We start from the raw sequence: 18082 nt of genomic DNA, 5'->3' as shown, positions 1-18082 counted from the left end.
ATTCATTATATTATTTTATAAAATAAAAATAGCAACAAGTGTCTGAAAGCTTGAAGCCATTCCTTTTGTTTAAAACCCTTTATACTTCTCCGATTTTAAAACAGGTTTCGATAATAATTACTATTATAAGACTTTTCATATATGTATGTCCAACTAAAAACCTGCTGCACAGTTATTAAAAATCTATACAAAAAGAGTCAAGACAGGATTTAGCTCTGTTTGACTCTTTTTAAGTATTCTCTAATAGGTCATGATTGTAAGCACATCATAGCCTTCTAATTTATCTTTACCGTCCAGATAGCCTAGTTCCACCAGAAAAGCACAGCCGGCAACGATTCCGCCAAGCTGTTCTACTAAATGAATGGTTGCTTCAATGGTACCGCCTGTTGCCAGGAGGTCATCCGTAATTAATACTCGCTGGCCGGGTTGAATCGCGTCTTTGTGAATGGTTAATACATTCTTTCCGTATTCGAGTCCATAATCCACCTTGATGACTTCCCTTGGTAGTTTTCCTTCTTTTCGGACCGGCGCAAAACCGATTTCCAAAGCATAGGAAACTGGGCAGCCGACAATAAACCCTCTTGCTTCCGGGCCTACAACGACATCAATTTCTCTTTCTTTTGCATATTCGACAATTTCATCCACAGCTGATTTAAAAGCGGGGCCGTCCGCCATTAATGGTGTAATGTCTTTAAAACGGATTCCTTCTTTTGGCCAATTCTCAACAATTTCTATATACTCTTTATAATCCATACACTGCTTCCTCCTTTTGGTTCGTAGACGTATCCATGCAAGATTCAAACCATTTTTTCAAATCCTGGTAATTAGAATAAATAAGTATACGCTCTGCTTCCTTTTGTTTCATACAATGTTGATAAATCACGGATTCGGATAAATCCTTCTTCGTTGCTGGTGCCGTATAGCGAAGCCAGCCATCCTTTTCTTCAGCAAAACCCAAATCTACAAATACATCGGACATAAATTTGACTTTTGCTTCGTTCCAACCTCGATGCTGCTCAATTGCTGTTTGCATCTCAGCAATCCGAAACTTCTTATGCTGTTTAATCAAGCTGTAATAGTCTATAAATTCTTTCCGGGAAGGAAACTGAAATGGATATTGGTTCGGAACCCTGCGTATCGCAATAACAATATTATCCGGGTTTACTTGCCGGATAATTTCCTGCATATCCTGTAACGACGCCGGAAGCTCTGTAAAACCGATTGTTTGATAAGAACAGAGATCCGCAGAAAGCGCCTCTTGATAGGTGTATGCCTTTTGCTGTTCAGCAATTTGCGTAAGCTCGCCGCATACAAAGACTTCTTTCGCTGTGTCTGGAAGTAATTGCTCCGCTTTCTTTCCGCGAAAGTCAAAAAGCTGCCATTCCGTAATTTTTACGTCTTCCAGCATTAATTGTGCATTTCTTTTGCCATTCCACTCATTAATAGATAGTTCGCCCGCAACAGCTACCTCCGTATACGGAGAAATCGCTTCTTTTAGCTCCCCAAATCCAAAACCAACCATATCCATTTGTGTATTCGCAGAAGCAAATTGCATTTTCAAATGGTTTTTCCTGCTTCCAATCTGACGAACTTCTTTGGGAACGCCATTCAGCTCGAATAACGGCTTCGGATTGCCCATACCAAATGGGGAAAGCTTTTCTATTTCCTCAATCAGAGAAACATGAATATCTTCCATATCTAATATAGCATTAATATATAATTCCTGCTTAAAATCTTCTTCTGACAAATTCTCAAAAAGTAAGTTGTTCAAAGCCGTTTCTAATCGTTCCATATTCTCTGCAGGCAAGGTCATCCCTGCTGCCTGTGCATGCCCGCCAAATTGTGTGAACAGCTCTCTGACAGTCATGCAGCCCTCAAATAAATCAAATGCCGGAATACTTCGTGCAGATCCCTTTACAATACCTTGGTCCGGTTTTACCGCAAGAACAATAGCTGGACGGTCATATTTTTGGACTAATTTGGAAGCAACGATACCTAATACTCCTTCATTCCAGCCTTCTTTAGCTACAATAATAATCCGTTTATCCGTTTGAACCATTTCCATTGCTTCGTCTACAATATCCTGGACAATTTTCTTGCGCTGTTCGTTAATATAATTGATTTCATTCGCCATTTCCAAGGCAATGTCAGCATCTTCCTCCAACAAAAGGTCAACAGCCAAATCTGCGTCTCCAAGTCGCCCTACTGCGTTTAACCGCGGGCCAATTCGAAAGCCGATATCCTCTTCTGTCGGGTTCCCCTCTATACGACAGACTTGTTTCAAAGCATTCAACCCTGCATACGTCGTTGATTGCATTTTTTTTAATCCGTATGTCGCCAGAATCCGGTTTTCCGAAACCAATGGTACCAAATCCGCAATCGTGCCAATCGCTGCAAACGGAAGTACTTCCTCAGGCAGTTCACCGATTAAAGCTTGCGCTAATTTCAAAGAAACACCCACACCTGCAAGCTCTTTAAAGGGATAGTTCTCAGACAGTTTGGGATGAATAATGGTATAACAATCCGGTATTTCTGACTGGGGTTCATGGTGATCGGTAATAATGACATCTATACCGATTTCTTTGGCTACTTCCGCCTCATGAACGGAAGCAATTCCTGTATCGACCGTAATAATCAAATCGAAACCTGCTTGCTGAAGCTCCCGGAATGCGGCCTCGTTGGGTCCATATCCTTCTGTAAATCGATTTGGAATATAGTATTCACATTCTGCGCCAATTTTTTTCAAAGCATGCAGCAGAACAACGGTAGAACTGACACCATCGGCATCGTAATCCCCGTATACAACAATTTTTTCATGATTATCAGCTGCTTCCTTGATTCGATTCACCGCTTTTTCCATTCCAGTTAATAAAAATGGATCCTGTAAGTGGCTTAAATCAGGACGCATAAATTGTTTTACTTCTTCGGTTGTCGTAATGCCTCTTTGCAAAAATAGATCCTTTACAATAGGCGATATCGCTATGTCTATCGAATCTCTCTCCTCTGCAGGAGGATGGTTTATATATTTCCAATTTGCTTTACTTGATAGCATAAATTCACCCCTGACCTACTTATTATACACAAAGTAAGCCAGGGGCATCAAATAGATTATTCTCATTGATAAAGGAAATGAATAAGACAGATTATTCTTTATCTGTTCTTTTCGCTTGTCTTCCTTCATTACGCTTTTCTTTTCGGGATGTTGCTGTATCTTCCTTACCGTTAGTATTTTCCTTAACTTGCTCATCTGTAATTCCGTGCGCGACCAGACGTTTTTTCAAACGCTCATTTTCTGTACGTAGTTTTTTGACTTCATGATATGCTCTGTAAAGTCGAATCGCTCCTACTGCCGCAGTAATTAATCCTCCCATTAATACAGAAAAGAGAATAACCAGGATCAAAGGAGAATCCGTCGTCCAGAATAAATAATCCACTGCGACAGGATCCACGTTGATAACAGCAAATACAGCAACAATAATCACAAATATAATTGCTAGTATGACATAGACTTGTCCATTCATAAATCTTCCTCCATCATTAAAAAATAGTTGCTATCCATTCATTACCCGATTACGTATGATTTTAAGCACTCAATATAGAAAAGAGAGCTTTCATTTTTAAATGATCCTGCCACAAAACCTTATTAATAAGTTTTTCCAAAGGCATTACCATTTTGAAAGCTCTCTTTTTTGTTTACCGCTTTTTATTATCTACACTTGCGGACCATCTACTCTTTCTTTCTTCCGGAAATCAACCGGCTTATCTTTCACTTTTCGTCCTCTCCATACCAGCCAGAGCTGGGAAGCAAGGAATAAGGAAGAATACGTTCCGGCTATTAATCCGATTAATAACGCAAAAGCGAAACTCCATATAGATGATGCGCCAAGTACCATAAAGGCAACTACTGCAACAACAGTCGTGATAGAAGTATTCATTGTCCGCGTAAATGATTGAACGATACTTCTGTTCACCACTTCTGCAAGTTTTTTAAAGGATTTCACCCGCTTTTCTAAACGGATGTTTTCTCTGATTCGGTCAAAAATAACGATGGTATTATTCAGGGAATAACCAATAATCGTCAAAATGGCCGCTACAATCGTGACATCAAACTCTATTTGTGTGACACTGAACGCAACCAGCATGAAAAATACATCATGCAGGAGTGTCAGAATAGCTGTCACACCAAAGAAAGGCTCAAAACGGATGGCGATATACGCAATAATAAATACAGACGCAATAGCCACTGCTAATATCGCATTTCTCACAAGTTCCTGTCCGACAACTGGTGATACTACACTTGTACTCGGTTCTTGCCCATATTTATCTGCGAAATGCTGCTGTACCGTATCAACTTCGTCTTCATCAAGAACTGTATCAAAACGGGCAACACCAATTTCATTGTTTTCCCCAGATAAATTGACGGAGTTTGTTTCATAACCTAATGTCGCAAATTCAGATTCTATTTCTTCTTCTGTCAAACTGTCGTCAGCGACGACTTCTACCCGAGTACCACTTGTAAAGTCAACCCCCGGATTAATTCGGAAGATACCAAGGACAACGGCTCCAATAACAATTAACAGTAAAGAAAAGGTAAAGAACTTCTTGCGATGATTGGTAATATGAGCTTGTTTTCCAAAAATGGTCGGCTCCTGTTCTTCGCCATCTTCAATGTCCTGAATTTGATTCTTATTCACACCGAGCCAGCCTTTTCTCTTTCTCAAAAAGCCGCTTTGCACCCATAAGTTTAAGAAGACTCTTGAACCGAATACAGCAGTGATAAAGCTGACAACGATACTGATAATCAGCATGGTCGCAAAGCCTTTAACAGAACTTGTACCAAACGCAAAAAGTACGCCTGCTGCAATTAATGTCGTCAAGTTGGCATCTAGTATAGTTATAAATGAGTTTTTGTTCCCGGATTGAAAGGCAGCTTTTACAGACTTACCGAGACGTAATTCCTCTTTAATACGTTCAAACGTAATGACGTTCGCATCGACTGCCATTCCTACCCCCAAAATCAGGGCAGCTATACCGGGCAATGTTAATACCCCGTTCAACAGTTCAAAAATTAACACAACCAGGAATACATAGACAACTAAATTAATGGAGGCAATAATGCCGCTGAAACGATAAAACACGCATAGATAAAGAATAATTAGCGCGATCCCGATCATTCCGGCAATAACCGTTTCATTTAATGCCTGTTCACCGAATTGTGCACCTACAGATGTCGAGAAAACTTCATTCATATGTACGTCAAGGGAACCGGAATTAATAATATCGGCCATTTGCTGTGCCGAATCTACCGTAAAATCTCCTTCAATCATGACATCACTGGAATGAATTGGTTCGCTCACTGCTGGAGCAGAGACATATTTCGGATCTTCTTTGGACATTTCCTCCTCGAAAGAATCTTCGCCTTCCTGATAGTCCATCCAGATGGCCATGCGATTATCCGTCATTTGACTGATTTCTTCCGTGACCTCTCCGAATTTGGAGGCATCTTTCAATTGCAAAGTAACAATCGGCGCATTGGTATTCGGGTTATAATCCTGACTGGCGCTGCCATCTACAATATCAGAACCATCCAAGTACTCTTCATCATTCACATCTCTGAAAGATAATTGTGCTGATGAAGACAGTAACTCTCTTGCTTCTGCTTGGTTTTCCACTCCGGCAAGCTGTACCCGAATCCGGTCATCTCCTTCTATATTAATATCCGCTTCACTGATTCCGAGCCGATTCACACGGTCATTCAGCGTTTCCACGGTTCCTTCCATTAGACTTTCAGAAATTTCCTGGCCTTCTTCAACAGGTTCAACTTCATATAAGACCTCAAAGCCTCCCTGCAAATCCAAACCAAGATTCACATTACTTGCCAGACTGCTGAACGTTGTTCCAATTACTCCTGCCAAAACTGCGATGACAAGAAAAAAGGCAACGATTCTGCCTCTTTTTTTCATCGTTTGCGCTTCCTCCTTCATATATCAACCTTTTCTAACGGACATTAATTTTCCGTGTTTTCCGGATTACCCAGCAACGCTTCCACGGAAGCAGCCAGATCATCATTTTCATAGGATTGTATCGTTAAATAACTTAAATAAACAGATGATTTCAAATGAAAAATATCCTGAACCATTTCATGCAATTTTTTTTCAGGATTACCTTTCCAAATTTTCACTGAAAGGCACTTCCACACTTCTTCCGGCGTTGCCTGTTCATAACCAAGCATTTCTAACTCCTCCTGCTTGCTTTTCAGTGCCGGATAAATCATTTCTTTCCATGCGTCTACATGTTGGTTGTCCATTTCATTTCATCCCACCATTTCTGTCTAATCTCTATGAAGTGCTTACGAATAACTTTTAGACATCCTCTAATACGTCTTCTTATTGTACGCCTTTTTCATTCAACTGTCATGGTTTGTCCACCATACAGCATATATATCATTGTATATCAAATTTATTTTTTTGAGAAGGCGGGGCAACACAAATGACAAAACAATCCTTTATCCAAGGAGCATTGATATTAATTATCGCCGGGATGCTTACCCGTTTTATGGGCTTTATTAACCGCATGGTGGTAGCGCGCTTTATGGGTGAGGAAGGTGTCGGCCTTTATATGATGGCTTTGCCTACTTTATTTTTAGTAATGACATTGACACAATTTGGACTTCCTGTTGCTATTTCCAAGCGTGTAGCGGAAGCAGATGCACAAAATGATTCCAAAAAAATAAAACAGATTGTTGCTGTGTCTCTTGCTATTACGCTAAGTGCAAGCATCCTGTTTACTGTACTGTTGATACTGGCTGCTCCAATACTGTCGGTTACCCTGTTTACCGATCAACGTGTATTGCTTCCCCTGGTTGTTATTAGTCCGATTATTCCTATTGCAGCTGTTTCCGCAGTATTAAGGGGATATTTTCAAGGGAAACAAAATATGAAACCTCAAAGCATTGCTCAAGTTTTGGAGCAACTTGTCCGCATTGCATTTGTTGGCATATTTATTTATATTCTTCTGCCTTATGGCGTAGAATACGCAGCTGCCGGTGCCATGTTCAGTATCATTATCGGTGAATTTGCATCTCTCCTATACATGATTCGGAATTTTCGTCAAAAAAGAAAGTTAAAAATACGAAAACACTTTACAGAAACCGTTCTATCCGGTAAAGGAACTGCTAAAGAGCTGTTATCCATTTCCATGCCGACATTGGGAAATAGAATGATTGGTTCGATCTCTAATTTTCTCGATCCGATTATTATTGTTCAGTCGCTTGCTTTAGCTGGTGTTACAACAGCAGTTGCAACAAAACAATATGGAGAGTTAATGGGGTATACCATGCCGTTATTATTTTTACCGACATTTATTACAAGCTCCTTATCAATTGCGCTGGTCCCTTCTATTTCAGAAGCCGCAGCTAAAAAGCAAACAGAACTCATTCATAACCGAATCCACCAATCTATTCGGATTTCTTTTGCATCAGGCGCATTAGCCACAATTATAATGACCTTATTTGCTGCAGATTTGCTGCATCTGATGTATCATTCAGATTCTGCCGCTCCCTTACTGATTATCATGGCACCATTTTTCTTATTTTTATATATTCAGGCACCGCTTCAGGCAGCGCTTCAAGCTTTGGACTTAGCCCAGCCCGCGATGTGGAATACCTTGATTGGTGTTATTTTAAAATTCGGTACGATGCTGTTATTGGCAACAAGTTCTAATTTGGGCATTCGAGGAGCAGCTATTGCTATCTGTGCCAACGTTGTCCTGGTTACGTTGCTTCACATTGCTGTACTGAAAAAAGAAATCAATTATTTCCCTGCCGTAAAGGAAATCTTTCGAATGATCACTTTAGTAGGAACCACTTTCCTCCTGACTTATTATATAAAAAACCAATTCTACACAGGGGATGCAAACATCATTACATTTATTTCCCTGCTGGTGGTCATTGTATTGATTTATTTTATCTTATTAATCCTATTACGATTCGTACGAAGAGAAGAATTAAAACAAATGCCTTTTTTATTAAAAAAGAAGTGATATTCCAGCTTGCTTGTCTTATAAATATTTCTTCTAAATAAAATGTCCAAGCATAAATTTAGAATAAGGAACAAACTTAGGAGGAGATGAAACAATGGAAAAAATGCAATGGACATCCTTGCTCTATGGTTGGATTATATTGTTCGGTTTGCTTTTTATCTCAAGCTTTGCATTGGGACTGTTTTTAAAAATGATAGATATGAAAGAAACCACATTATCCTGGACTACTTTCATCATCGGACTGGTTATTCTATTTACATGCGGATTCATTACCGGCTTAAAAGGAAAAGCAAAGGGATGGCTGTTAGGTGTGTTGATTGGAATAGGATTTACCGGATTTGTTTTTCTGGTGCAGTTTCTCGGATACCAACAGGGCTTCACTTTGTCACAAGCGATGTATCACGGATTTTATCTGATTGCGGCCATATTGGGAGGAATTATCGGGGTTAATTTTTCAAGTCCTGCAGAAGAGAAATAGGCTGCAGATTCTATCATTACTTCCTATGAAAAAAAGCTAATGACATAGCCATTAGCTTTTTTCATTATGCTTCTTGTTTTACTTCCCTGATTGCAGAACGGTCATATGTTAATTTTGTTCCTTCTTCAGTAATTAACACAATTGTGCCTTCATCAATCGCATGGATTTTCGCATGAAGACCGCCGATAGTTACAATATCGTTGCCTTTTTGAATACTATCTTGCATCTGTCTTACTTGTTTCTGACGCTTTTGCTGCGGACGGATAAGTAAGAAGTAAAAAATAGCAAACATAAGTACAATCCATAGAATTGGCGTAATCATTTCAGCTCCCATATGTTCCACTCCTTCCTAAAAGTTCTTTGGATTCTCCTGATTCAATCCATATTGTTCAAAGAATGACTCTTTGAAGTCACCAAGTCGATCTTCTCTTATAGCAGTTCGGACTTGCTCCATTAATTTTAACAGAAAATGCAGGTTATGATAAGTCGTAAGTCGGAATCCGAATGTTTCGTTGCATTTTATTAAATGACGAATGTAAGCTCTTGTGTAATTTTTACAAACATGACAGTCACAATGCTCGTCTATCGGCGTGAAATCACGTGCATATTTTGCGTTCCGAACGACTAATCTGCCGTTTGAAGTCATGCAGGTTCCATTTCTGGCAATCCGGGTCGGCAGCACACAATCAAACATATCAATGCCGCGCATCGCACCATCAATAAGTGCGTCCGGAGATCCTACCCCCATTAAATACCTTGGTTTATTCGCCGGTAATAATGGCGTCGTGAATTCCAGCATGTGATTCATAACGTCTTTCGGTTCACCGACTGATAATCCCCCAATCGCATAGCCGGGAAAGTCGAGGGAGACTAAATCTCTTGCACTCTGTTTCCGCAGTTCTTCATATTCGCCACCTTGAACAATTCCGAATAATCCTTGGGTTTCCGGACGCTTATGCGCTTCGAGACAACGTTCAGCCCACCTGGAAGTCCGTTCAACAGATGACTTCATATAATCATATGCCGCAGGGTACGGAGGACATTCATCAAATGCCATCATAATATCGGATCCCAACGCATTTTGGATATGCATTGCTTTTTCCGGTGATAAGAAAAGTTTCTCCCCGTTTAAATGGTTTCGAAAATGAACACCTTTCTCCTCGATCTGGCGCATATCACTCAAGCTGAATACTTGAAAACCACCGGAATCTGTCAAAATCGCTTTATCCCAATTCATAAACTGATGCAGACCGCCGGCTTCCTCAATAATATCTTCTCCCGGACGCAGCCACAAGTGGTAGGTGTTTGATAAGATAATATTTGCCTGCATCGCATGCAATTCTTCCGGACTCATTGTTTTTACAGTTGCGAGTGTACCGACCGGCATAAAAGTGGGTGTATCAAAAGAACCATGCGGTGTATGGACACGACCAAGTCTCGCTCCTGTCTGTTTATCTGTTTTGATTAATTCATACGTTATCGGTGTCATCATTCATCTTCCCTTTTCTTCAGCCTAAACATATCATAACGTATTTATACATGATCAGGCTAGATAATTAGCATGGCATCCCCAAAACTGAAAAAGCGGTAACGCTCTTTCACCGCCTCGCGGTATGCATGAAGCACTTCATCTTTCCCGGCCAAAGCACTGACAAGCATAATAAGCGTTGATTTAGGCAGATGAAAATTCGTAATCAAACCATCAATCGCCTGGTACTGATAAGGCGGATAGATAAAAATATCTGTCCAGCCGCTTGTTTCTGCAAAAGAACCATGATGATCACGGGCAATGGTTTCCAATGTGCGGGTAGAAGTCGTGCCCACCGAAATAATTCTTCTTCCCTCTCTCTTTGCAGTATTCAATGCTTCACTAGCCTCTTTGGACATACGATAAAACTCACTGTGCATCGTATGGTCTTCCACCGAATCTACGCTGACAGGGCGAAATGTACCGAGTCCGACATGGAGCGTAATAAAAACAATTTCGACCCCTTTGTCTCTTATCTGCTGTAATAATTCATCGGTAAAGTGAAGACCGGCAGTAGGTGCAGCAGCTGATCCTTTTTCTTTTGCATACACCGTCTGGTAACGGTCTTTTTCAGACAGTTGTTCCTTAATATATGGCGGCAGCGGCATTTCACCAAGCTCATCTAATATCTCATAAAAAATACCTTGATAAGAAAATTCCACTGTACGCCCACCATGCTCTTTGATATCGGTGCAAACAGCTTTTAATAAGCCGTCCCCGAAATCAATAACGGTACCTTTTTTCACTTTCTTGGCAGGTTTTACTAATACTTCCCAGCTGTCGCCTTCTTCTTGATGCAGTAAAAGAACCTCCAGCTTTGCACCGGTATCTTCTTTTACACCATACAAACGGGCCGGCAATACCTTGGTATCGTTTAAAACAAGACAGTCTCCTGCATGCAGATAGTCTATAATATCTGAAAAATGCTGGTGCTGTATGTGACCTGTCTGCTTATCCAACACACATAATCTGGATGCACTTCGATCTTTCAACGGCGTTTGCGCAATTAATTCCTCAGGCAGGTCAAAATCAAAATCTTCTATATTCATGTTCATCCCTTGCTTTCTTATCTTTCTTTATCGTTCGAAACTTATCTGAACCTGTTTATAATAAACAAAATCAGCGTCAATATAACACTAACGAGAATGGAAGTCATTAACGGGAAATGAAAGGTCATATTTCCTTTTTGGAATGTAAAATCACCCGGCAGTCTCCCGATAAACGACCAAAGTAAACCAATGACAATCAGAACAATTCCGGCAATGATAAACATTTTTCCCATTATTCTTCTCCATTTACCATTGGTATTCCAAAATGTTCATAAGCTTTCGGGGTAACTTTTCTTCCTCTCGGAGTCCGCTGAATAAACCCTAATTGAAGCAGAAAGGGTTCGTATACTTCTTCAATCGTCTGCGATTCTTCTCCAATTGTAGCTGCAATGGTATCTAAGCCGACGGGACCGCCTTGAAAACCTTCGATAATTTCTTTCAACAGCTTATGGTCAATATGATCCAAGCCGGATTCATCAACTTGCAACATTTTTAAAGCTTGTCTGGATGTTTCAAAACTAATTTCTGTTTCCCCTTTTACCTGCGAAATATCACGCACTCTTTTTAATAAACGATTGGCAATACGCGGTGTCCCTCTGGACCTGCTGGCAATTTCTACAGCCGCATCTTCCGAGATAGTCATATGAAATATATCGGCTGTGCGCATGACAATTTGACGCAAGTCCGCCACATCGTAATATTCGAGCCGGCTGAGTACCCCAAACCGGTCACGTAACGGCGCACTTAACAGCCCTGACCGTGTGGTTGCCCCTACCAGGGTAAACGGAGGTAAATCAATACGTACACTCCGGGCACTTGGCCCGCTCCCTATCACGATATCGATAAAAAAGTCTTCCATTGCCGGATACAGTACTTCTTCCACAGAACGAGGAAGGCGGTGTACTTCATCAATAAACAAGACATCGCCAGGCTCCAATGAAGAAAGAATGGCTGCTAAATCTCCTGCCCGCTCAATGGCCGGACCGGAAGTAGACCTGAATTGAACACCCATCTCATTAGCAATAATAGAAGCCAGTGTTGTTTTACCCAATCCCGGCGGCCCGAACAGTAGTACATGGTCAAGTGGTTCTTCCCGCATTTTTGCTGCTTGGATAAAGATACTTAAATTCTCTTTTACCTTGGGCTGACCAATGTAATCCTCTAATTGCAGCGGTCTTAAACTTTGCTCTATTGATACATCCTCATCCTGCAGGTTTCCGTCAATCATCCGTTCATCCAAGGATAAAACTCCTTTCTATTATTTTGCTAATAGTGTAAATGCCTTACGAATAACCTCATCTGTATTTGTGAGTGTTTGGTCTGATTTCAATTGTGGCGTAATTTTCTTCAGTTCACTTGACGTAAAGCCTAGTGCTTTTAAGGCATCCAATGCTTCCGAAACAATTTCGCGTTCACTGGTGCCTGCTGTTGCTTCAGAAGATTGCTCCGCAGTACTTTCTATAGCGAAATCATGAACCAGCTTTCCTTTTAAGTCCAAAATAATCTGACGGGCCGTTTTTTTCCCGACTCCAGGAAAGGTCGTCAGAAATTTTTCATCTTCATTTTCAACGGCCGAAATAAAACCTTGAATATTAACGCCGGCTAAGATTGCCAAAGCACCTTTGGGACCAATTCCTGATACAGAGATAAGCTTCGTAAATAAATATTTCTCATCCGTATTTCGAAACCCGAATAAAATTTGTGCGTCCTCCCGGACATGATGATGCGTATGTATTTGGACTTGCTGATTCATTTCCGGTTCAAATACATAAGGATTGGGACAATGAATCTCATACCCAACCCCGTGTACATCCACAATGACAGCATTCTCTTTTATTGAAGTAAGCTTCCCTTTTATATATGCAATCATATTAAGCTCCTTTTGCTCCAGATGGAATCAATGAATAAACTTCTATTTATAAAAAATAGAAGTTTATTTACTCGACTCCAGATTATGATGAACATCTTGCACATCTTCACTTTCTTCCAGGGCATCTACTAACTTCATCATCTTCTCTTCATCTTCAGGAGACAGCGAATTATAATTTTGTGGAATGTAGGTAACTTCTGCATCAGCCAGCTTGTAAGACTGTTCTTCTAAATAAGAAACAACATCCTGATAATCTTCTGGACTCGTGAAGATTTCATATGCGTCATCTTCCACACTGACATCTTCTGCTCCAGCTTCCAGTGCATCTAAAGTAATGGTATCTTCATCAATGGATCCATCTTCATTTTCAATGACAATGTAACCTTTACGATCAAACATAAAGGAGACACTTCCATTTTCACCTAGATTTCCGCCATTCTTTTTAAAAGCGTGTCTGATTTCAGAAGCAGTACGATTTTTATTATCTGTTAACACATTTACAATTACTGCCACACCACCGGGGCCATAGCCTTCATACGTGATTTCCTCGTAAGTGGCACCGTCAAGTGCTCCAGTTGCTTTTTTAATATTTCTCTCTATATTATCGTTTGGCATATTATCAGCTTTCGCTTTATCAACAGCTGTTCTTAAAGCAGCATTCGTATCCATATCCCCGCCGCCGCTCTTTGCAGCCAAGTAGATATCCTTTGCGTGTCTCATGAAAATTTTACCTTTTTTTGCATCTTGTGCATTTTTTCTCTTCTGTATATTTTTCCATTTGGAATGTCCAGCCATAAGACATACTCCTCTCTCGAAACTCTTTTTTTACTATATCAAAAAAAGTCCCATCAGAAAAGGAAAACCCTCTTTTTTTGGCAGCTATTCAAACAGATCCTGAAACAGGCGTTCCGTATCTTCCCCCATTTGGTTTGCTTCCTCACGTGCATTAAAATCTTTCACCCGCTCCCATTTTGCCGTGTTATTATAAATAAACAGCTGTTTATCTGTGTCCAGCATTTGTTCAATATCTCTGCTTATTTCCTCAAAGTCACGCCTATCCGTCCCTTTTTTCATTTGCGCAGCTACAACAATCCGATTGGCTTCGGTAACCACCTGTACATCTTCTACTTCTGGATGTTTGCGAATCCTTTCTTGAAATGCAGCAGCTTCTTCCCTGTCAAAAGATTGTAAAGACGGATTTCCACCTCTCCTTCCAGCATCATTTCCTCGTTCTGCAGGGGTCTGGTTTCTGTTCTCTTCATAGTGAATCGGCTGAACAGACTGCTCATTGCCTGTATCCTTTTCAGTCGTTGTATCGGCGCATCCTGTCATCAATAACATAATGGATGCAGTATAAAATATATATCGTATTTTCAACATAATAAAATCCTCCCTCATACTTGTAGTATGGATCAGGAAGGATTTTTTACACATTCTTTATGAATCGGAACCATGTTTCTCATCGGGATGTTCCGGAAAAAATGGCGGTTTCGGATAAAATGGCTGCTCCTGTGGTGAATTGGATAACGCTGTATGATCAGGCTGGAAATAACGTTGGCTTCCAGCTGGATTTTGTGACTGTCTTGGTGCATTCATAAAAGATGCTGATGTCGGCATCTGATTCGGTTTATAAGATGAAAATGACGCATTATCTGCATTTGGATTGGATGTTGCTGTTTGATTATCTGATCCATGCGTTCTATAAGACCCAGGGTTAGACGTTTGCTGATTCGGCGCGTTAACAGATTGTTGTTGGTGATTAGTCATTTCCTGAAACTGCTGATTCGGCATTCCGAATGGGTCCTCATAAAATCCTGCAGGCATCTGTTGAAAATGACTTTGTGCCGGCTGAACATAACTCTGTCCGCCACAACCACAATCCCCCGCCGGTGGCATCATTGGAAAACTTTGTTGCATTCCTGGCTGCACAGGATAGGGATGCATTTGCGGCATCGGTGGACAAGGCATGTAAAATACCGGCATCATTGGCGGAATAAAAGCAACTGGTTCACAAGGCATCTCTGCCGGCTGTTGATATGTTTCACAATCAAACGCGCCTTGGTGCTGCGGCTGTTCAGCATGTTGCGGCAATGGTGATGGTATACTTGTTGGTTGCTTCTGCTGATCTGGCGTATGTTTTTCCTGCTTTGGTTTCTCAGGCTTTGGGGGCTCTTCCATTTTTACTTGTTTCTTTTCTTTCTTCATTTCTTTTTCTAAAATCGGCATTGACGGCGCTTGCGGCATTTTTGGCATCACTGCTTCGAATTGTTCTTTTTTCTTTTCTTTTTGATCATCCTCTGTTAATACAGCGATTGGTGTCTGTGATTTTTGTTTATATGGATGCTCCGTTTTTGGTTGCTCTTTGGGTTGTTCTTTTTTCTGCTCTTTTTTTTGTTGTTCTTTCGCCGGTGGTTGACTTTCTTCTTTTTTCGTCGTCACTGGCGTTGTTTGTTGTTCTTTTTTCGATTTACTTGTTTGCACTGCCTTTTTGGATCCAGGTATTTTTATTTTCATCCCAGGCATCAGCTTTTCCGGGTTAGCCAAGTGTGCATTCACCTTTTTTAATTCTTCAAAAGAAGCATTGTACTTCTCTGCCAATTTCCATAATGTATCTCCAAGCTGCACAATGTGTATTTTCAAAATAACGTACTCCTTTCCCTTTCGTAATTGAAATGGGCTAATGCTCTATATCATCATATGCATGAAAATAAAAAAGTTGCATATCAGCGAACGTTCAAAAAGTCGCAAAGGTTAAATGAAGGAACTGTCCCGAATAAAAGGGCCGCAGATACGAATAGGCTCTGCAAATGTTAAAATAATTTTCAAAATGAATAAAAAAAGAAAGCATGCTGTACGTTTATACATATCAGCATGCTTTCTTTGTTCATCTATTCGAAATATCATTGTGTGACTTCGTTGTAAATCATCGGGTACTTATAAAATATCATAAACAGAATATGAACCAAGAATCGTAACCTGACATCCAAGCGCTTCAAGCTCAGCCTTGGCACCTGGAAGCAGAACGTCATCATATGCTTGATTCACATCAATAATAAAGAAATAATTTCCTAATCCCGTTTTCGTAGGCCTGGATTCAATCTTGGATAAGTTCATTTTACGCCACGCAAAAGCGGAGAGAATCTGATGCAGCGCCCCCGCCTTATCACTTGGCAATGTAATTAAAAGAGTTGTTTTATCTCCCTTAGGTTCGCTTTTAATTTTAACTTTCTCCGGATAGTGGGAAAGAACAAGAAAGCGCGTATGATTATTAGGGTAATCATGAATATTTTCTTTAAATATTTCCAGACCATACTCCGAAGCAGCAGAACGATTCCCAACCGCTGCAATCGGCTCATCCGAACTGCTGACTATTTCCGCTGCTCTTCCCGTCGAAGAAGTAAAGGCTATTTGTGCATTCTTCAAATGCTGATGCAGATATTGATGACATTGTGCTATCGCATGGCTGTGTGAATGGACCTCTTTTATTTCTGATACATCGTGGATAATATCTCCGCGTACAAGTAAATGCTGCTCAATTGGTACAACAATTTCTCCCACTACGGGGATGCGTACTTGATGAATCAAATAGTCCACCGTTAACTGCACGGTACCCTCAATCGCATTTTCTAACGGAACAACGCCGATATCAATTTCTCCATTATCTACCGCATCAATACATTCCGGAATGGTCTTAAATGCTTCTTTATGTTCCCCATTAAAGGTTGCGTCTACTGCTAATTTTGTAAATGTTCCCTTAGGACCTAAATAACCAATACTCGTCAACTTCATTTCCTCCTAAACTGATCAAGAACTGCTTCAAGTTCGTTTTCAAAAACTATTCCATAAATTCGAATTCATAATCCAACAGCCGGACAGTATCGCCGTCTTTTGCCCCGCGTTCACGGAGTGCTTTATCAACGCCCATCCCTCTTAACTGGCGGGAAAAACGCTGAATTGCTTCATCATGCTGAAAGTTTGTCATTTTAAACAAAGTTTCAATCCGGTGCCCGTACAGCACATAAGCGCCATCCGGATCTCTTGTTATATGGAAAGGATCTTCTTCCTTCTGATAACGGTAAACGACTGTTTCATCTGCCTGTTCTATCTCTGGTTCATATTTTGGTATTTCTTCCAGTTTATCAGCTACAGCAAATAAAAGGTCTCTAAGACCATCTTTTGTAACAGCTGAAATTTGATATATCGGTATTTCTTCTCCCAGTTTTTCTTTAAATGCATGTAAATGAGCTTCAGCATCTGGCATGTCCATTTTATTAGCCGCAATAATCTGTGGTCTGTCCAAAAGTGTCTGATCATACTCAGCAAGTTCTTCATTAATTTTCATATAGTCTTCATATGGGTCGCGTCCTTCTGTTCCGGCCATATCAATCACATGCACAATGACCCGGGTACGTTCCACATGGCGTAAAAACTGATAACCAAGCCCCACCCCTTGGGAAGCACCTTCAATTAATCCCGGCAAATCCGCCATCACAAAACTGCGATGGTCTCCAGTGTCCACTACACCAAGATTTGGGGCAACTGTTGTAAAATGGTAGGCAGCCACTTTGGGTTTTGCTGCACTGACTACAGATAATAATGTGGACTTACCGACACTTGGAAAACCTACTAATCCCACATCTGCAATCAGCTTTAATTCAACTTTAATATTTCGTTCCTGGCCCGGTTCCCCATTTTCTGCCATATCCGGTGCAGGATTACGGGGATTGGCAAACCTTGAATTGCCTCTTCCGCCACGCCCGGCCTTAGCAATGATAGCCTCCTGGTCGTGCGTAGTTAAATCAGCAATCACTTCGCCAGTATCTTCATCTAAAACAGTCGTTCCCGGCGGCACAGGAATCACATAGGCAGCTGCATTTTTCCCATGCTGGTTCTGACTCATTCCATTTTCGCCGCGTTTCCCTTTAAAATGACGATTGTAGCGGAAATCCATTAATGTATTTAAACCTTCATCTACTTTAAAGACGATATCTGCACCGTTTCCACCGTCTCCACCTGCAGGTCCGCCTTTAGGAACATATTTTTCCCGGCGGTATGCTACAAGTCCATTTCCGCCATCACCGGCTTTTACATAGACACTGACCTGATCGACAAACATG

General features: G+C 40.8%; 18 protein-coding genes. 2 read left to right on the top strand and 16 right to left on the bottom strand.

Features of this window, described 5'->3' with window-relative positions; all coding sequences use genetic code 11:
• Positions 1-240 precede the first annotated feature (240 nt).
• The 5 genes from B7E05_RS11105 to B7E05_RS11085 all read right to left on the bottom strand — a co-directional run bounded on the left by B7E05_RS11105 (position 241) and on the right by B7E05_RS11085 (position 6307).
• Complete coding sequence (locus B7E05_RS11105; RefSeq protein ID WP_080874260.1) at positions 241-753, bottom strand: adenine phosphoribosyltransferase; 513 nt, start codon at positions 751-753, stop codon at positions 241-243.
• A complete protein-coding gene (gene recJ / locus B7E05_RS11100) occupies positions 743-3052 on the bottom strand; it encodes a single-stranded-DNA-specific exonuclease RecJ (protein ID WP_080874259.1) in 2310 nt (769 codons plus the stop codon). Before recJ ends, B7E05_RS11105 begins: the two co-directional genes overlap by 11 nt.
• Before the next feature lie 91 nt (positions 3053-3143).
• Positions 3144-3521 (bottom strand): LapA family protein, encoded by a 378-nt coding sequence (locus tag B7E05_RS11095; protein WP_080874258.1) that lies wholly within the window; start codon positions 3519-3521, stop codon positions 3144-3146.
• Between the two features lie 189 nt (positions 3522-3710).
• Positions 3711-5963 (bottom strand): protein translocase subunit SecDF, encoded by a 2253-nt coding sequence (secDF, locus tag B7E05_RS11090; RefSeq protein ID WP_080874257.1) that lies wholly within the window; start codon positions 5961-5963, stop codon positions 3711-3713.
• Between the two features lie 44 nt (positions 5964-6007).
• A complete protein-coding gene (locus B7E05_RS11085) occupies positions 6008-6307 on the bottom strand; it encodes a post-transcriptional regulator (protein ID WP_080874256.1) in 300 nt (99 codons plus the stop codon).
• Between the two features lie 182 nt (positions 6308-6489).
• On the opposite strand from B7E05_RS11085, the gene spoVB reads away from it, so the two are divergent.
• Together spoVB and B7E05_RS11075 are read left to right on the top strand one after the other, a co-directional pair.
• A complete protein-coding gene (gene spoVB / locus B7E05_RS11080) occupies positions 6490-8040 on the top strand; it encodes a stage V sporulation protein B (protein WP_080874255.1) in 1551 nt (516 codons plus the stop codon).
• Positions 8041-8134: 94 nt separating this feature from the next.
• Positions 8135-8518, top strand: a complete 384-nt coding sequence (locus B7E05_RS11075; RefSeq protein ID WP_080874254.1) for a TIGR04086 family membrane protein — start codon at positions 8135-8137, stop codon at positions 8516-8518.
• Between the two features lie 64 nt (positions 8519-8582).
• Here the strand turns inward: B7E05_RS11075 and yajC are convergent, their stop codons facing one another.
• The 11 genes from yajC to obgE form a co-directional block, all read right to left on the bottom strand.
• Positions 8583-8852, bottom strand: a complete 270-nt coding sequence (yajC, locus tag B7E05_RS11070) for a preprotein translocase subunit YajC (RefSeq protein WP_080874253.1) — start codon at positions 8850-8852, stop codon at positions 8583-8585.
• Between the two features lie 15 nt (positions 8853-8867).
• Entirely contained in the window at positions 8868-10007 is a 1140-nt protein-coding gene (gene tgt, locus B7E05_RS11065; RefSeq protein ID WP_080874252.1) for a tRNA guanosine(34) transglycosylase Tgt, read from the bottom strand.
• A gap of 59 nt (positions 10008-10066) precedes the next feature.
• Complete coding sequence (queA, locus tag B7E05_RS11060; RefSeq protein WP_080874251.1) at positions 10067-11095, bottom strand: tRNA preQ1(34) S-adenosylmethionine ribosyltransferase-isomerase QueA; 1029 nt, start codon at positions 11093-11095, stop codon at positions 10067-10069.
• A 41-nt stretch (positions 11096-11136) separates the two neighbouring features.
• A complete protein-coding gene (locus tag B7E05_RS11055) occupies positions 11137-11328 on the bottom strand; it encodes a DUF2905 domain-containing protein (protein WP_080874250.1) in 192 nt (63 codons plus the stop codon).
• Complete coding sequence (gene ruvB, locus B7E05_RS11050) at positions 11328-12335, bottom strand: Holliday junction branch migration DNA helicase RuvB (protein ID WP_080874249.1); 1008 nt, start codon at positions 12333-12335, stop codon at positions 11328-11330. The genes B7E05_RS11055 and ruvB overlap by 1 nt, the downstream gene beginning before the upstream one ends.
• 18 nt (positions 12336-12353) lie before the next feature.
• Positions 12354-12965, bottom strand: coding sequence for a Holliday junction branch migration protein RuvA (gene ruvA / locus B7E05_RS11045; RefSeq protein WP_080874248.1), 612 nt, complete (start codon positions 12963-12965; stop codon positions 12354-12356).
• A gap of 63 nt (positions 12966-13028) precedes the next feature.
• Complete coding sequence (locus B7E05_RS11040; protein ID WP_080874247.1) at positions 13029-13760, bottom strand: YebC/PmpR family DNA-binding transcriptional regulator; 732 nt, start codon at positions 13758-13760, stop codon at positions 13029-13031.
• Between the two features lie 84 nt (positions 13761-13844).
• Complete coding sequence (locus B7E05_RS11035) at positions 13845-14345, bottom strand: YhcN/YlaJ family sporulation lipoprotein (protein ID WP_179134521.1); 501 nt, start codon at positions 14343-14345, stop codon at positions 13845-13847.
• 57 nt (positions 14346-14402) lie between these two features.
• Positions 14403-15605: a SafA/ExsA family spore coat assembly protein gene (gene safA / locus B7E05_RS11030; RefSeq protein ID WP_143833220.1), complete on the bottom strand. Its 1203-nt coding sequence runs from the start codon at positions 15603-15605 to the stop codon at positions 14403-14405.
• A 294-nt stretch (positions 15606-15899) separates the two neighbouring features.
• Positions 15900-16754: a prephenate dehydratase gene (pheA, locus tag B7E05_RS11025; RefSeq protein ID WP_080874244.1), complete on the bottom strand. Its 855-nt coding sequence runs from the start codon at positions 16752-16754 to the stop codon at positions 15900-15902.
• A gap of 46 nt (positions 16755-16800) precedes the next feature.
• Positions 16801-18081: a GTPase ObgE gene (gene obgE / locus B7E05_RS11020; RefSeq protein WP_080874243.1), complete on the bottom strand. Its 1281-nt coding sequence runs from the start codon at positions 18079-18081 to the stop codon at positions 16801-16803.
• Position 18082: the final 1 nt, after the last annotated feature.

The organism is Oceanobacillus timonensis (genome assembly GCF_900166635.1).
GTDB classification, from domain to species: domain Bacteria; phylum Bacillota; class Bacilli; order Bacillales; family Amphibacillaceae; genus Oceanobacillus; species Oceanobacillus timonensis.
Note: the sequence above shows the minus strand (reverse complement) of the source record. Positions and strands in the feature narration are given on the sequence as shown.

Excerpts from the sequence above, each read along its gene's own strand:
- B7E05_RS11105 (WP_080874260.1), bottom strand. The coding sequence starts at position 753 with ATGGATTATAAAGAGTATATAGAAATTGTTGAGAATTGGCCAAAAGAA.
- B7E05_RS11035 (WP_179134521.1), bottom strand. The coding sequence starts at position 14,345 with ATGTTGAAAATACGATATATATTTTATACTGCATCCATTATGTTATTG.
- queA (WP_080874251.1), bottom strand. The coding sequence starts at position 11,095 with ATGAATATAGAAGATTTTGATTTTGACCTGCCTGAGGAATTAATTGCG.
- obgE (WP_080874243.1), bottom strand. The coding sequence starts at position 18,081 with ATGTTTGTCGATCAGGTCAGTGTCTATGTAAAAGCCGGTGATGGCGGA.
- spoVB (WP_080874255.1), top strand. The coding sequence starts at position 6,490 with ATGACAAAACAATCCTTTATCCAAGGAGCATTGATATTAATTATCGCC.
- recJ (WP_080874259.1), bottom strand. The coding sequence starts at position 3,052 with ATGCTATCAAGTAAAGCAAATTGGAAATATATAAACCATCCTCCTGCA.
- secDF (WP_080874257.1), bottom strand. The coding sequence starts at position 5,963 with ATGAAAAAAAGAGGCAGAATCGTTGCCTTTTTTCTTGTCATCGCAGTT.
- B7E05_RS11040 (WP_080874247.1), bottom strand. The coding sequence starts at position 13,760 with ATGGCTGGACATTCCAAATGGAAAAATATACAGAAGAGAAAAAATGCA.
- pheA (WP_080874244.1), bottom strand. The coding sequence starts at position 16,754 with ATGAAGTTGACGAGTATTGGTTATTTAGGTCCTAAGGGAACATTTACA.
- B7E05_RS11095 (WP_080874258.1), bottom strand. The coding sequence starts at position 3,521 with ATGAATGGACAAGTCTATGTCATACTAGCAATTATATTTGTGATTATT.
- B7E05_RS11075 (WP_080874254.1), top strand. The coding sequence starts at position 8,135 with ATGGAAAAAATGCAATGGACATCCTTGCTCTATGGTTGGATTATATTG.
- ruvA (WP_080874248.1), bottom strand. The coding sequence starts at position 12,965 with ATGATTGCATATATAAAAGGGAAGCTTACTTCAATAAAAGAGAATGCT.
- yajC (WP_080874253.1), bottom strand. The coding sequence starts at position 8,852 with ATGGGAGCTGAAATGATTACGCCAATTCTATGGATTGTACTTATGTTT.
- B7E05_RS11085 (WP_080874256.1), bottom strand. The coding sequence starts at position 6,307 with ATGGACAACCAACATGTAGACGCATGGAAAGAAATGATTTATCCGGCA.
- B7E05_RS11055 (WP_080874250.1), bottom strand. The coding sequence starts at position 11,328 with ATGGGAAAAATGTTTATCATTGCCGGAATTGTTCTGATTGTCATTGGT.
- tgt (WP_080874252.1), bottom strand. The coding sequence starts at position 10,007 with ATGACACCGATAACGTATGAATTAATCAAAACAGATAAACAGACAGGA.